This window comes from Streptomyces sp. NPDC017246 (genome assembly GCF_044331325.1).
GTDB lineage: Bacteria > Actinomycetota > Actinomycetes > Streptomycetales > Streptomycetaceae > Streptomyces.
In genome coordinates, this window is record NZ_JBIRMW010000016.1 from 120058 (window position 1) to 134176 (window position 14119).

The window sequence follows — 14119 nt, forward strand, 5'->3', positions numbered from 1 at the left end:
GCCCCGGGGAGGTGAACGAACGTTATCTCCAGCATCCCGTACCCGCCCGTTTCGCGGAGGCGAGCGAGGGGGAAATCACACGTGGGACATGTTCGCTCTGCGCCGTACCCCGCTTTCGGGCCCTCCTCCTGGGCCCACCAGCCGCAAGCGGGGCACTGTCGCAAAGGGAGCCGCGACGAGGTCGCCGCGCCTCCGTGCCGCCGTCCGTGCGGCGCGGGGGCGGGGCGTACCGGCCTTCCGGCCCCGCGTGCCGTTCGGGAGGCCGGCCATGGAGTTCGCCAAGGTCACCGCCCTGATGAAAGCCACCGCCCTGGAGCTCGCGATCCTCACCGGGCATCTCGTCCTGTACCCGTCGGGGATCGTGGCCGAGCGCCTGTCGCCCGCCGCTCCCCCGTCGGCGATCACCCCGGGCCGGCGCCCTGTCGTCCTGCTGCACGGCTTCGTGGACAACCGTTCGGTCTTCGTCATGCTGCGCCGTTCCCTGACCCGGAACGGCTGTGACTGTGTCGAGTCGGTCAACTACTCACCGCTCACCTGCGACCTGCGGGCGGCCGCGGAGCTGCTCGGCCGCCGGGTGGAGGAGATCCGCGCCCGTACGGGACACGCCGAGGTGGACATCGTCGGACACAGCCTGGGCGGGCTCATCGCCCGTTATTACGTACAGCGTCTCGGCGGTGACACCCGGGTACGGACCCTGGTCACGCTCGGCACCCCGCACTCCGGCACCACCGTCGCCCCGCTCGCCGACGCGCACCCGCTGGTGCGGCAGATGCGTCCCGGTTCGGAGGTGCTGCGGGAGCTCGCCGGGCCCTCGCCCGGCTGCCGGACCCGGTTCGTGAGTTTCTGGAGCGATCTCGACCAGGTGATGGTGCCCGTGGAGACGGCCCGTCTCGACCACCCCGACCTGCTCGTGCACAACGTCCGCGTCAGCGGGATCGGCCATCTCGCGCTGCCCGTACACCCGACGGTGGCCGCCGGGGTCCGGGAGGCCCTCGACGCGGGCGGAGCCGAGGCACCCGCGGCACGGGAGGAGGAGCCGGGCGCGACCTCTGTCGCGTGACACTCCGGCACCGTTCTTCGAACGTTCCTCGAACACAAGGCCAAAGCTCTCTCCCTGAGCTGGCGAAACACAGCCGATTGCCCGTTTCCTGCGGGCGTAAGCCCCTCCGAAGATTGTCGGCTGCGCATACCGCCGGGTACAGTCGCGCCACTGCTTACCCCCGGGACACCCCTCGTCGGGCCGCCCCGGACTGGTCCTGCTGCCGAGGCGAGAGAGACGTTGGTGAACGACCAGCACCCCCACGCCGGGTACGCCGGAGACGGCGCCCACACCACCGGCAGCTTCGCCACCGACCCGCTCTTCGGCGCCTACGCCGATGGTCAGGCCGATCAGAGCGGCCAGTGGAATCCCGGTCAGTACGACGCCACCGGCGCGTACGGGACCACGGGGCAGTACGACACCACGCAGTACGGCACCGCGGGCCCGCAGTACGACACGACGGGTCAGTACGACACCACCGGTCAGTACGACACGACCGGCCAGTGGGACACCACCGGACAGTGGAACACCACCGGCGCCTACGACACCACCGGCACGTACGCGACGACGACCGGGGCGTACGACACGAGCTCGCAGTACGACGCCGGCGCGCAGTACGACGCCTCCGTCTCGTACGACACCACCGGCCAGTGGGACGCCTCCGCCTGGACCGACGCCCAGCACACCGGCCAGTACGAGACCCTCCACTCCGGCGCCTACGCCGCCCAGGGCGCGTACGGCCACGAGACCTACGACGCCACCGGCCAGTGGGCCGCCCCCGCCTTCGCGACCGACACCGGCGCCTACGACGCGACCGCGTGGAACCAGGCGGCCCCCGAGGCCGAGCCGGTCGTCCCCCACCAGTACACCCCGCAGGCCGAGCACACCGCGGAGTTCGCCTACGAGTACGTCCCCGAGACCGGGGCGGGCACCGCCGAGGCCCACGCGGAGGCGGCGTACACCTACGACGAACAGCCCACCGAGCACGCCGCGCACCCCGAGGACGCCCACGGCGTCGAGGACCTCGCGGACCTCGACGACCCCGAGGCCGCGTACGGCACCGCCGACGACCTCGACGACGACCGTCACGACGACCGCGGCACCGAGCCCGCCGTCGAGCTCCGCACGGACTCCCCCGTCGCCGGCCGCCCCGTGCGCCGCTCCGCCGGCGGCAGCCGCGGCCGTCGCCGCACCCCCGCCAAGCGGTCCGCGCTGCTGACCGTCGCCGTCCCCTCCGCCTGTGTCATGGGCGTCGCCGGCATCGCCGCCGCCTCCGTCGGCGGACTCACCGGCGCCACCGCCGACAGCGGACAGAAGGACAACACCACCGCGCTCGCCGCGGCGGACCCCGCCTCCGTCAAGCAGGTCGCCGCCAACAACGCGCTCGACACCCAGCTCGCCGCGCTCAGCGCCGACGCCCGCGACTTCGGCGAGCGCGCCAGCCGCACCCAGGAGCGCATCGACCTCAAGGTCCGCCAGGCGGCCGAGAAGAAGAAGCGCGAAGAGGAAGCGGCGCGCAAGGAGGCCCTGCGCCCCAAGTTCATGCTGCCGGTGCAGCTCCACCGGCTCAGCGCGCGCTTCGGCCAGTCCGGCGTCAACTGGATGTCCGTGCACACCGGCATCGACTTCCCCGTACAGCCCGGCACACCCGTGATGGCCGCGACGGACGGCACCGTCCGCACCCAGATCAACAGCGCCTACGGCAACATGGTGATCCTCACCGCCCCCGACGGCACCGAGACCTGGTACTGCCACCTCAGCAGCGCCAAGATCCGCTCCGGTCAGGTGAAGGCCGGCGACGTCATCGCCTACTCCGGCGACACCGGCAACTCGACCGGCCCGCACCTCCACTTCGAGGTCCGGCCGGCCGGCGGCTACGCGATCGACCCGCTGGCCTGGCTGCGCAGCCACGGTCTCGACCCGACCAGCTGAGCTGCTCACCCGCACACGCGCTCACCCTTCCCGTACGCACGAGAGCGGGCCCCGGCCGAAGCCGGGGCCCGCTGTCGTCGTCGGTGCTACAGCTTCTCGACCGGCGCGTACCGCAGCAGCAGCCGCTTCGGCTTCTCGTCGCCGAAGTCGATCGTCGCCTGCGCGTCCGCGCCCGCACCGGTCACCGTCATGACCGTGCCGAGGCCGAACTGGTCGTGCGTGACCCGGTCACCGACCTGGAGGGAGATCACCGGCTTCTCCCCGGCACGCCGGGTGGCGAAGCCCGAGGGGCCGGAACGCGAACGGGACGAGGAGAGCGAGGAGGTGATCCCCGAGGTCGGCCCGGCGGGCTTCGCCATCGGACCGGTCCGCTTCCACTCCAGGTACGCGGGCGGAATCTCCTCCAGGAAACGCGAGGCCGGGTTGTACGAGGGCTGTCCCCAGGCGCTGCGCATCGACGAACGCGTGAGGTAGAGCCGCTCACGGGCGCGCGTGATGCCCACGTACGCCAGGCGCCGCTCCTCCTCCAGCTCCTTCGCCTGACCGAGGGCCCGCATGTGCGGGAAGACGCCGTCCTCCATGCCGGTGAGGAACACCACCGGGAACTCCAGGCCCTTCGCGGTGTGCAGCGTCATCAGCGTGATGACGCCCCGGCCCTCCTCGTCCTCGTCCGGGATCTGATCGGAGTCGGCGACCAGCGCGACCTTCTCCAGGAACTCGGCCAGGGTGGCGGGCTCCTCGCCCCGCTCCTGCTCGAACTCCAGGGCCACGGCGGCGAGTTCCTGGAGGTTCTCGATCCGGGTCTCGTCCTGCGGGTCGGTCGAGGCCTGGAGTTCGGCCAGATAGCCGGTGCGCTCCAGGACCGCCTCCAGGACGACGGCCGGGCCCGCGCCGGACTCGACGACGGTGCGCAGCTCGTCCATCAGCGCGTTGAACCGCTTGACGGCGTTCGCCGAACGCGCGGCCATGCCGTACGCCTCGTCGACCCGCTTGAGGGCCTGCGGGAAGGTGATCTTCTCGCGGAGGGAGAGGGCGTCGATCATCGCCTCGGCGCGGTCGCCGATGCCCCGCTTCGGAACGTTGAGGATGCGGCGCAACGGGACGTTGTCCTCGGGGTTGGCGAGGACACGCAGATACGCGAGGACGTCCCGGACCTCCTTGCGCTCGTAGAAGCGCACACCGCCGACGACCTTGTACGGCAGTCCGACGCGGATGAAGATCTCCTCGAAGACACGCGACTGGGCGTTGGTCCGGTAGAAGACGGCGACGTCCCCGGCCTTGGCCTCGCCCGTGTCCGTGAGCCGGTCGATCTCGTCGGCGACGAACTGGGCCTCGTCGTGCTCGGTGTCGGCGACGTATCCGGTGATCCGCGCGCCCGCGCCCGCGTTCGTCCACAGGTTCTTGGGGCGGCGGGACTCGTTGCGCTCGATGACGGCGTTGGCCGCCGAGAGGATCGTCTGGGTGGAGCGGTAGTTCTGCTCCAGCAGGATCGTGGTCGCGTCCGGGTAGTCCTCCTCGAACTGGAGGATGTTGCGGATGGTCGCGCCGCGGAAGGCGTAGATCGACTGGTCGGCGTCACCGACGACGCACAGCTCGGCCGGGCCGAGGTCCTCGTAGCCGGTGCCGACGAGCTCCCGCACGAGGGTGTACTGGGCGTGGTTGGTGTCCTGGTACTCGTCGACGAGGACATGGCGGAAGCGGCGCCGGTAGTGCTCGGCGACGTCCGGGAACGCCTGGAGCAGATGGACCGTCGTCATGATGATGTCGTCGAAGTCCAGGGCGTTGGCCTCGCGCAGCCGCGACTGGTACATCCGGTACGCCTCGGCGAGCGTCTTCTCGAAGCCGTCGACGGCCTGGTCGGCGAAGGACTCCTCGTCGATCAGCTCGTTCTTGAGGTTCGAGATCTTGGCGCTGAACGACTTCGGCGGGAACTTCTTCGGGTCGAGGTCCAGGTCACGGCAGACCAGCGACATCAGCCGCTTGGAGTCGGCGGCGTCGTAGATCGAGAAGGAGGACGTGAAGCCGAGCCGCTTCGACTCGCGGCGCAGGATGCGGACGCAGGCGCTGTGGAAGGTCATCACCCACATCGCGTTGGCCCGCGGCCCGACGAGCTGCTCGACGCGCTCCTTCATCTCGCCGGCGGCCTTGTTCGTGAAGGTGATCGCCAGTATCTGACCGGGGTGCACGTGCCGCGAGCCCAGGAGGTGGGCGATGCGGTGGGTGAGCACCCGGGTCTTGCCGGAGCCGGCACCGGCGACGATGAGCAGCGGGGTGTCGGTGTGGACGACGGCGGCGCGCTGCTGCTCGTTCAGCCCGTCCAGGAGCGCGGCGGTGTCCACGACGGGGCGGGGGGCGCCGTCCCGGTAGTACGCGTCCCGGGCGGGCGGGGGCACGTCGAAGTGCTCCCCGAAGAGGTCGTGCGGGACGTCCTCCACGGCCGGGGTGCCGTGCCCGTCGTCCTCGGGGTGGGGCGGGGCCTCCTCCGAGGAGTGGTTCTGGAGGCCGGCCAGGAAGCTGTCGTCAAAGAGGCTGCTCATCGCCTCACGAGTCTAGGACGCCCCACCGACATCCGGGCCCGCCTTCGGGACCCACCTTCCCCCGCGGCCTGCGGAACCGGTCACACCGGCCCGCGGGACAGGTCGTCCCGCCCTGTCGGACGGGTCACGTCCAGAGGGTCGCGATGAAGATGTTCGCCGTGGTCAGACCGCCGACGGCGGCGAAGACGCCCTTGTCGACCCGCTCCTCGTCGCGCTTGACGTAGACCAGGCCGAGGACGACGACGAGGACCGCCAGCTTGATGCCGATCTTGATGTTGTTCACCGTCTGGTCGTCCGCCTGGTTCAGGCCGACGAGCGCGACGCCGGTGACCAGCATGGTCAGCGCGCCGTGCAGCATCGCGGGGCTGAAGCGGGCCGTACCGGCCCCCATCGCCTTCATCTGCGTGAGGAATCCGCCCAGCAGGGAGGCGATACCGATGATGTGCAGGGCGACGAAGACATTGATGAGTACGTCCATGGGGCGGAGCCTAACCGGGGCCCTAGCACCCTCCCCCGGCCGGGTCCACCCACTCCCGCGCTTCGGTCGGTCGACCACCGCAATGTCCCCCGGCCCGCCATCGCGGGCGGAGAACATCGGTCCTCGACCGTCAACTCTCGCCAATAGCGGTCAACTCACCGCCCGGGCGTGACCCCCGGTTTAGCGTCCTCCACCAGGTGACCGACTCCCCACCACCGTCGGCGATCCGGCGGTTGTCGGTCACCCCCGCCGAGAACCCGGCGGCGGGCCGTTCCCCTGTGCGGCCCGCCGTCGGCCCGGTGGGCCCGTTCCCCTCAGGCAGAGGATGTGACCCGCCCTCGTGGCAGCACACCGAAAACCCAAGCAGTCGCCCCTCGGCGGTCAGGCGGGCCGCACGGCCGCCACCCTCGCCCTCGCCTCCGCCGCGACCGCGACGCTCTTCGAGGGATCCGGACACGCGGAACCCCGGCCCACCACCGCGCAGGTCAAGGAGAAGGTCGACCGGCTCTACGAGGAGGCCGAGGTCGCGACCGAGCGGTACAACGGGGCGAAGGAGAAGGCGGACGAGGCCCGCGCCGCCTTCGACCGGCTGCGCGACGAGGCCGCCCGCAGGACCCAGCGGCTCAACACCGCGCGGGACGGACTCGGGGCCATGGCCGCCGCCCAGTACCGGTCCGGAGGGCTCGACCCCGCCGTACAGCTCGCCCTCACCTCCGACCCCGACGAGTACCTGGAGCGGGCCGCGCTCGCCGAGAAGGCCGGGGAGCGACAGGCGGCCGCCGTCGGACTCGTACGGCGTGAGCTCGCCGCGATCCGTCAGCTGCGCGGCGAGTCGACGGGACGCCTGGACGCGCTGCGCGGGCACGAGACGGAGCTGCGGCGACAGAGGACGGCCGTCCTCGGCAAGCTCCGGGAGGCCCGGACCCTGCTCGCCCGGCTGACCGCCGAGGAACGGGCCCGCTACGAGGCCGCCTCGGCCGGCCGCGACGGCTCCCGCGCCTCCGCCGGGAACGGCGGCACGGCCCGTACGACCACGGCCGGCGGCTCCGCCGCGACACGGGCCGACCGCTCCTCGGGCAGCGACCGCGGCCCGGTGACCGCCCCGAACGCCCGCGCCGCCCAGGCCGTCTCCTTCGCCCACGCCCAGCTCGGCAAGCCGTATGTGTGGGGGGCGACGGGCCCCTCCGCGTACGACTGCTCGGGCCTCACCCAAGCGGCCTGGCGCGCGGCGGGCATCTCCCTGCCGCGGACCACGTACACGCAGATCAACGCGGGTCAGCGCGTTTCCCGGTCCCAGCTCACCCCGGGCGACCTGATCTTCTTCTACTCCGGCATCAGCCATGTCGGGCTCTACATCGGCGGCGGCCAGATGATCCACGCCCCTCGGCCCGGCGCCCCGGTGCGGATCGCCCCCATCGACGAGATGCCCTTCGCCGGAGCGACCCGAGTGGGCTGACGGGACCCGCCCCTCGGATCACTCGGACCGCGTCGCTCAGACCAGGCGGCGGGCGGTGGCCCAGCGGGTCAGCTCGTGGCGGTTGGAGAGCTGGAGCTTCCGCAGCACCGCCGAGACGTGCGACTCGACCGTCTTCACCGAGATGTAGAGCTGCTTGGCGATCTCCTTGTACGCGTACCCGCGGGCGATCAGCCGCAGCACCTCCCGCTCCCGCTGGGTCAGCCGGTCCATGTCCTCGTCCACCGGGGGCGCGTCCGTCGAGGCGAAGGCGTCCAGGACGAACCCGGCGAGGCGGGGGGAGAAGACGGCGTCGCCCTCCTGGACCCGGAAGATCGAGTCGACCAGGTCGGTGCCGGTGATCGTCTTGGTGACATAGCCACGGGCGCCGCCGCGGATCACCCCGATCACGTCCTCGGCCGCGTCCGAGACGGACAGGGCCAGGAAGCGGACGGGATCCTCCGCCGCACCCATCAGGTTCGCGCACCGCCGCAGCACCTCGACCCCGCCGCCGCCCGGCAGGTGCACGTCGAGGAGGACGACCTCGGGGCGGGTCGCCGTGATGACGGTGACCGCCTGGTCGACGTCGGCGGCCTCGCCGACCACCTCGACGCCGGTGATCTCGGTCCGGCCGATCTCGGCCTGCACGCCCGTACGGAACATCCGGTGGTCGTCGACGAGCACCACCCGCACCCGGCGCTCCGTACCCGCCGCCCCCGCATCGGTCCCGGTCGCTGATCCGGTCTCGTCGCTCATCCGTCCGCCCTCTCCATCTCAAGCTCCACTTCGGTGCCCCCGCCCGGCACGGACCGCAGCCGGGCCGTGCCGCCGTTGCGCTGCATCCGACCGATGATCGATTCTCGTACGCCCATCCTGTCCTCGGGCACGGCGTCCAGGTCGAAGCCCGGTCCCCGGTCCCGCACCGAGACGAAGACCGTGCGGCCCTCCACCTCGGCGTACACCTGTACGGCCCCGCCCTCGCCACCGTACTTCGCGGCGTTGACCATCGCCTCGCGTGCGGCCTGAATCTGTGCGACCAGTCCCTCGTCGAGCGGGCAGTCACCGACGACGACCACCTCGATCGGCACCCCGTGCTTGTCCTCGACCTCGGCCGCCGCCTTCTTCACCGCCTCCGCGAGGGTCTCGGGCTCCTCGTCCTTGCCGGTGCCCTCGGGCTTGTAGAGCCAGTTCCGCAGCTCCCGCTCCTGGGCGCGGGCGAGCCGGCGGACCTCACCCGCGTCCTCGGCGTTGCGCTGGATCAGGGTCAGGGTGTGCAGCACGGAGTCGTGGACGTGGGCCGCGACCTCAGCGCGCTCCTGGGCGCGGATGCGCATGGTCCGCTCCTCCGTAAGGTCCTGCGACATCCGGACCAGCCACGGGCCGGCCAGCAGGGCTATGCCGGTGAGGACCGCGACGGCGGCGGTGAGGGCCGTGCCGAGCTGGGCGACGGAGCCGCGGACCACCACGAAGACCGCGAGGCCGGTGCCGACCAGGGCGACGCCGACGAGGCCGCGTACGAGATGGAAGGCGCGGCTGTGGCCCCCGGCGTCGGTCCAGCTGGCCCGACGGGCGTTGTCCGCCTGGCGCCAGACCAGGGCGACGCCGCCGCTGACGAGGATCAGCGGCCAGATGTACCGCCCGGACCCGCTGTCGACGCTGATGTTCCCGACGAGGACCGCCGCCCCGATCGCGAGTGCTATCAGGGCGAAGATCTGACCCCGGTCGGGCTTGCGCAGTCTGCGGCGTCCGTCCGGGGTCGTCTCGAAGACGGGACGCGGGGCGGTCCGCCCGCCGACGCCGAGCGGGACGACGATCCAGAAGGCCGCGTAGATCAGGAGGCCGAGGCCGTCCATGAAGAACAGCACCAGGAAGATCACGCGCACCCAGACGACCGGGAGGCCGAGATGCCCGGCGAGGCCGCGCGCGACACCGCCGAGCCATCGCCCGTCGGCGCTCCGGTAGAGCTTGCGCACGGGCGGTTCGTCGGTGTCGGTGACACGAGCGGCTGCGGACATGCACTGATCGTCACACGTTCGGCCTGCCCGGGACATCAGGGTCGGCCCTGAGATCGCCCCTGGTACCGCCTCGGGGAGAACGGCGCGCGGAATATCAGGGTCGGGCCAGGGTCGGCCCCGGTGCCGCTCGGCGTCACGGGCCGTCACCATGGATGCATGACGAGTTCGATGCCTTCGCAGCACGAGGCCCCGCCGCCGGCGGAGGCCGTTCCCGCCCTGCCACTGCGGCGCTCGCGCGGCAGCAAGGTCGTGGGCGGTGTCTGCGGCGGTCTCGGCCGGTACTTCGACCTGGACCCGGTGATCTTCCGTGTCGTGGTCGGTGTGCTGGCGGTGCCGGGCGGACTCGGGCTGATCTTCTACGGCTTCGCCTGGCTGCTGATCCCGCTCGCGGGCGAGGACGAGAACGAGGGGCGCAGACTGCTGACCGGCCGGGTCTCCGGCGCCACCCTGGCCGCCATATTGATGGCCCTGGTGGGCTGCGGGATCTTCCTGTCGATGCTGCACAGCGGGACGATGCTGGGCTCCGCGCTCCTGGTGGCGTTCCTCGTCTCGGCGGCGTCGGTCTGGTCGCGGCGCCGGCAGGCGGGCGCGGTGGAGCCCGAGGGCCGGGTGGATTCGGCGGCCGCGGCCCACGCGGTCGCCGTGGCCCCGCCCGAGACCAAGGCACCGCCGCTCGTCGAGTTCCCCTCCTGGTGGAAGGACCCGATCGTCAAGGACGGTTCGACGGGCAAGGTGGCCGTCGGCTATCTCTGGGGTCCGCACGGCATCGTGGACGAGAAGGGCCGGGTGGACGGCAAGGTGCCGAAGCCCGGCAGTCAGTGGGGCGCCGGTCCCCCGGCCCCCGGGCGCCCCAAGCCCTCGATCCGACGGAGCCCGCGCTCCATCGGTGGTCTCGTCACTCTGCTCGCCATGGTCGCCGCCGTGCTCGGCACCGCTCTCACCTGGGAGTCCCAACCGCTGGGCACGAGCCTGCAGACGGGTCTCGTCGGCGCCCTCGCGGTGTTCGGTCTCGGCCTGGTCGTCAGCAGCTTCCTCGGCCGGACCGGGTTCGGCACGGTCTTCCAGACCGTGGTCACGGCGGGGCTGCTCGCCCTGGTCACGGCGCTGCCGCAGCAGATCACCACGGACTGGATCCGCGATACGTGGAGACCGGCGTCCGTCGCCGCGGTGCAGCCCCGGTACGAGGTGGGCACCGGGGTCGGCACGCTCGATCTGACAGGGGTACCGGTCCCGGTGGGCACGACCGTCTCGACGTCGGTCGAGGTGGGCGCGGGGCAGCTCAAGGTGATCGTCCCGAAGGACGCCGTCGTGAAGCTGCGTGCCCAGGTGGGGCTCGGAGACCTGCAGCTGCCCGGTGAACAGCCCAACGACATCGACATCGCGCCGGACCGCGATGTGACCCGGACGCTCAACCCGCCGGCCGGGACCACCCCGGCGGGCACCCTGGACCTCTCCCTCGAGGTCGGCATCGGACAGGTGGAGGTCACCCGTGCTGCTTCATGAGTTCCGCCCCGGCCGTCTCCTCGCCGGCCTCACGGCCCTCGCCGTGGCCGCGGTCTACGCGGGCGACGCCGCCGGCTCGTGGACGACCCCCTGGTACGTGGCGATACCGATCGTCTGCGGTGGCCTGGGCCTGGCCGGTCTCGCGACCTGGATCACCTATCGCGTGCGCCGCCGCTCGGCGAGAAGCCGGTCCAGCGACAGCACCGGCGCCCCGGCCAGCAGCAGCGGCAGCCAGGCCATCAGATAGGCGAGGTCGTTGCCGAGGTAGTACGGGTTCACCTGCCAGCTGACCGTGAGCCACAGGCTCAGGGAGATCAGGGCTCCCCCGAGCGCCGCGAGGCGGGCGAAGAGACCCAGCAGGGTCCCGATGCCGACGGCGATCTCACCGAAGGCGATGGCGTAGCCGAAGCCGGTGGGGCTGTTGAGGGCGAGGTCGACCAGGGCGGGGATGGCCGAGGTGTCCCGGACGCCGCGCATCGTCTCGCCGATGGAGCCGCTGCCGGTGTCGGCGAGGAAGGCGGGGTCGGTGAGCTTGTCGAGCCCCGCGTAGATGAACGTGATGCCGAGGAAGAGCCGCAGGGGAAAGAGGGCGTAACGGGAGGCGAGGGCCTTCCACCGGTCGAGCCGGCCTGAGCCACCGGTCCGGCCCGCATCCCCCGCACTCGTCGCACCGTCCACGCCACCGTCATCGCCGCTCACGCCGCCCGCGTGGCCGGTCCCGTCGGCCGTGCCGTCCGCCCGGTCCGCGTGTCCCGTCATCATCGGCCACCTTTCCTCACCCCGTACAACTGTCCGCGGAACGATTCTCCTCGCACCACCGCTCCGGGGATACGCGAAGGGGGCCGGAAGAACGGCCGGAGGCCGGCGCAAGGTGTCTCCGCACGGAGTGGGCGGAGGGGACGGCGCGGAGAGCGCGCCGCGGAGGGATCGTCGTGGCGGGTCAGTCCATGACGTCGATGGTGACGCGGTTGGTCTCGACGCCCGCCGCTGTCACGACCGAGACCTCCACCCGGCCCGGTTCCACGTCCGCCGGGAGGGGGACGGTCAGGGTCGTGTCGGTGGGGTTGGCGAAGCCGCCGGGGACCGGGACCAGGGGGACGTGGGCGTGGACCGGGCCGATGCGGACGACGAGGCGGGTCAGCGGGTCGGGGGCGGCGGCGCCGGGCGGGACGAAGCCGCAGCCGCGAATCTCGATGTCGTCGCCCGTGCGGATCGGGGCGTCGAGATCGCCGGCCTCCCGGGACCGGACCACGGAGTGGATTGTGGGGCGGACGCCCTCGGTGCATTTCGCGGCGAGGTGCCAGGCCGCCGAGAGGCCGAGGAGCAGTACGAGGGACCAGGGCACCTCGGGGAGCCCGGCGGGGTCGCGGACGAGCCCCACGGCCGCCAGGGCCAGGACGGAGCCGGAGACGAGGAGGTACTGGACGTCGGCGAGGCAGGCCCGGCCGCCGTCGTCGCAGAACAGATCGGCGGCGCGCGGACGGTCGGCGCGCACCTTCTGGAGGCGGCGGGACGCGATCCCCGCCGAGACGACCGGGCGGGCGGTGACCGTGACCGCCGAGACCAGGGCGAGGGCGGTCAGCAGACCGGCGCCGCGGGCCAGGCCGAAGGCGGTCGCGCCCGGTGCGAGGAAGGCCAGGAAGAGGAGGGTGTAGCCGAGGAGCAGGAGCCAGGCGGCGGCGACGGCACGGGTGGTGGAGAGCCGGTTGTCCTCGCCGATCAGGGGGGCGAGGAGACCGCCGCGGGAGCGGTGGGCGTGGGCGGCTGCGCTGAGCACGACGGCGACGACCAGGGCGGTGCAGAGGCCGGCCGTGCGGGCCCCGGTCCAGCCGCCGCCGATGGCGGTGAGGGCCTGGCCGAGGAGGAGGGCGAGGACGGCGCCCCAGACGGCGCCGAGGCCTCCGCGCCGTACCCGCTCCAGCCAGGCCACCCCGGCCTCCCGGCCGTGTGCGGCCACCGCGCGGGCGGACTGGGCGAGCTCGTCGGAGACCCACTGGCGGGCGGCGACCGGGGAGTGGGCGACGGCCGCGGGGACGCCGTGCCCGGCGGCGAGTTCGTCGCGCCGGGCGAGGAAGGCGGCGACGGCACGGCGGTGGCCGGCCTTTCCGCAGTGGGCACAGCCGGCACAGGCCGTCGCGTGCTCGCCGTACTGTCTCGCCTCTTGAACCGCCACGGTGCTCACTTCCCGAGCTCACTTCACGACACGTACCGGGTGCCTCCCGAAGGGTCAACCAGCCGTAGGTTCCACGGAATTGTGTCGCACCGGCGGCTTCCGCGCCTCCCGCGTGCGCCCTGCCGGAGAGTGATTGCCGCGCCATCTCATTGACGTACAGAAGGGTGAAGCGATGGTGTTACGACAGGAGTTCGGGCTCCGCTCGGCTGATCCTGCGCCAGAGGGGCTGGTAGTTGATCCAGGCGACGAGGTCGCTGCCGAGCTGTTCGCGGGTGGCGAGGGCCTCGCGGTGGTCGATGAGGACCGGTTTGCCGGCCGCCCGGGCGGCCAGCTGGACCTGGGCGCAGCGCTCCAGGGCGATGAACCACCAGGCGGCCGCGTCGACGGAGGTGCCGACGGTGAGCAGCCCGTGGTTGCGGAGCACGATCGCCTTGAGCGCGCCGAGGGCGACGGCGATCCGGCGTCCCTCCTCGGCGTCCACGGTGACGCCGGTGTAGGCGTCGTAGAGGGCGTGGTCCTGGTAGAAGGCGCAGGCCTCCTGGGTGATCGGGTCGAGGAGTTCGCCGAGGGCGGCGAGGGCCCGGCCGTGGAGGGAGTGGGTGTGGACGACGGCGACGGCGTCGGGCCGGGCCCGGTGGACCTGGGCGTGGACGGTGAACGCGGCCTGGTTGACGTGCTGTCCGCCGCGGACGACCTGACCGTCGCCGTTGACCAGGATGAGGTCGCTCGCGGCCACCTCCTCGAACGGCGCCCCGAAGGGATTCACCCAGAAGCAGTCGGCGTATTCGGGGTCGCGGGCGGTGATGTGGCCGGAGACGCCCTCCTCGTACCCGAACCGTCCGAAGACCCGGAGCGCGCCCGCGAGTCGCTGTTTGCGGTGGACGCGTTCCTCGTCGGCCGTCGCGTGGACGGGCGGCATGGCGAAGTGGAGCCGGTCGACGGGTACGGGGTCGGGTATCACGCTCATGCGCCGGAAGGTAACGCCCGGC

General features: G+C 72.2%; 11 protein-coding genes. 4 read left to right on the plus strand and 7 right to left on the minus strand.

From position 1 onward, the window contains the following. Window positions 1-268: 268 nt before the first annotated feature. Together ACH4MY_RS30760 and ACH4MY_RS30765 are read left to right on the plus strand one after the other, a co-directional pair. Window positions 269-1060 (plus strand): esterase/lipase family protein, encoded by a 792-nt coding sequence (locus tag ACH4MY_RS30760; RefSeq protein ID WP_398007010.1) that lies wholly within the window; start codon window positions 269-271, stop codon window positions 1058-1060. Between the two features lie 219 nt (window positions 1061-1279). Continuing rightward, window positions 1280-2971 carry a M23 family metallopeptidase gene (locus ACH4MY_RS30765; RefSeq protein ID WP_398007012.1) on the plus strand — a complete coding sequence of 564 codons (1692 nt, stop codon included), beginning with the start codon at window positions 1280-1282 and terminating at the stop codon, window positions 2969-2971. 86 nt (window positions 2972-3057) lie between these two features. On the opposite strand, the gene pcrA is transcribed toward ACH4MY_RS30765, so the two are convergent. After that, on the minus strand, window positions 3058-5508 hold the full coding sequence (pcrA, locus tag ACH4MY_RS30770) for a DNA helicase PcrA (RefSeq protein WP_398007014.1): 2451 nt from the start codon (window positions 5506-5508) through the stop codon (window positions 3058-3060). 124 nt (window positions 5509-5632) lie between these two features. Then, window positions 5633-5986, minus strand: coding sequence for a hypothetical protein (locus ACH4MY_RS30775; RefSeq protein WP_189832916.1), 354 nt, complete (start codon window positions 5984-5986; stop codon window positions 5633-5635). A 340-nt stretch (window positions 5987-6326) separates the two neighbouring features. Here ACH4MY_RS30775 and ACH4MY_RS30780 point away from each other — a divergent pair, with 340 nt between their 5' ends. Beyond that, a complete protein-coding gene (locus tag ACH4MY_RS30780) occupies window positions 6327-7442 on the plus strand; it encodes an NlpC/P60 family protein (RefSeq protein ID WP_398007016.1) in 1116 nt (371 codons plus the stop codon). 36 nt (window positions 7443-7478) lie between these two features. Here the strand turns inward: ACH4MY_RS30780 and ACH4MY_RS30785 are convergent, their stop codons facing one another. Both ACH4MY_RS30785 and ACH4MY_RS30790 read right to left on the minus strand, forming a co-directional pair. After that, the gene (locus ACH4MY_RS30785; RefSeq protein WP_398007017.1) at window positions 7479-8195 is read right to left on the minus strand and encodes a LuxR C-terminal-related transcriptional regulator; all 717 of its coding nucleotides are present in this window, start codon (window positions 8193-8195) and stop codon (window positions 7479-7481) included. Further along, window positions 8192-9454, minus strand: a complete 1263-nt coding sequence (locus tag ACH4MY_RS30790; RefSeq protein WP_398007019.1) for a PspC domain-containing protein — start codon at window positions 9452-9454, stop codon at window positions 8192-8194. Before ACH4MY_RS30790 ends, ACH4MY_RS30785 begins: the two co-directional genes overlap by 4 nt. Before the next feature lie 156 nt (window positions 9455-9610). On the opposite strand from ACH4MY_RS30790, the gene ACH4MY_RS30795 reads away from it, so the two are divergent. After that, a complete protein-coding gene (locus tag ACH4MY_RS30795) occupies window positions 9611-10957 on the plus strand; it encodes a PspC domain-containing protein (RefSeq protein ID WP_398007021.1) in 1347 nt (448 codons plus the stop codon). Between the two features lie 156 nt (window positions 10958-11113). Here the strand turns inward: ACH4MY_RS30795 and ACH4MY_RS30800 are convergent, their stop codons facing one another. From ACH4MY_RS30800 to ACH4MY_RS30810, 3 genes are all read right to left on the minus strand, one after another. Next, window positions 11114-11716: a DoxX family protein gene (locus ACH4MY_RS30800; protein ID WP_398007022.1), complete on the minus strand. Its 603-nt coding sequence runs from the start codon at window positions 11714-11716 to the stop codon at window positions 11114-11116. A gap of 181 nt (window positions 11717-11897) precedes the next feature. Further along, complete coding sequence (locus ACH4MY_RS30805; RefSeq protein ID WP_398007024.1) at window positions 11898-13130, minus strand: hypothetical protein; 1233 nt, start codon at window positions 13128-13130, stop codon at window positions 11898-11900. Between the two features lie 178 nt (window positions 13131-13308). After that, on the minus strand, window positions 13309-14097 hold the full coding sequence (locus ACH4MY_RS30810; protein WP_398007026.1) for a class II aldolase/adducin family protein: 789 nt from the start codon (window positions 14095-14097) through the stop codon (window positions 13309-13311). Window positions 14098-14119: the final 22 nt, after the last annotated feature.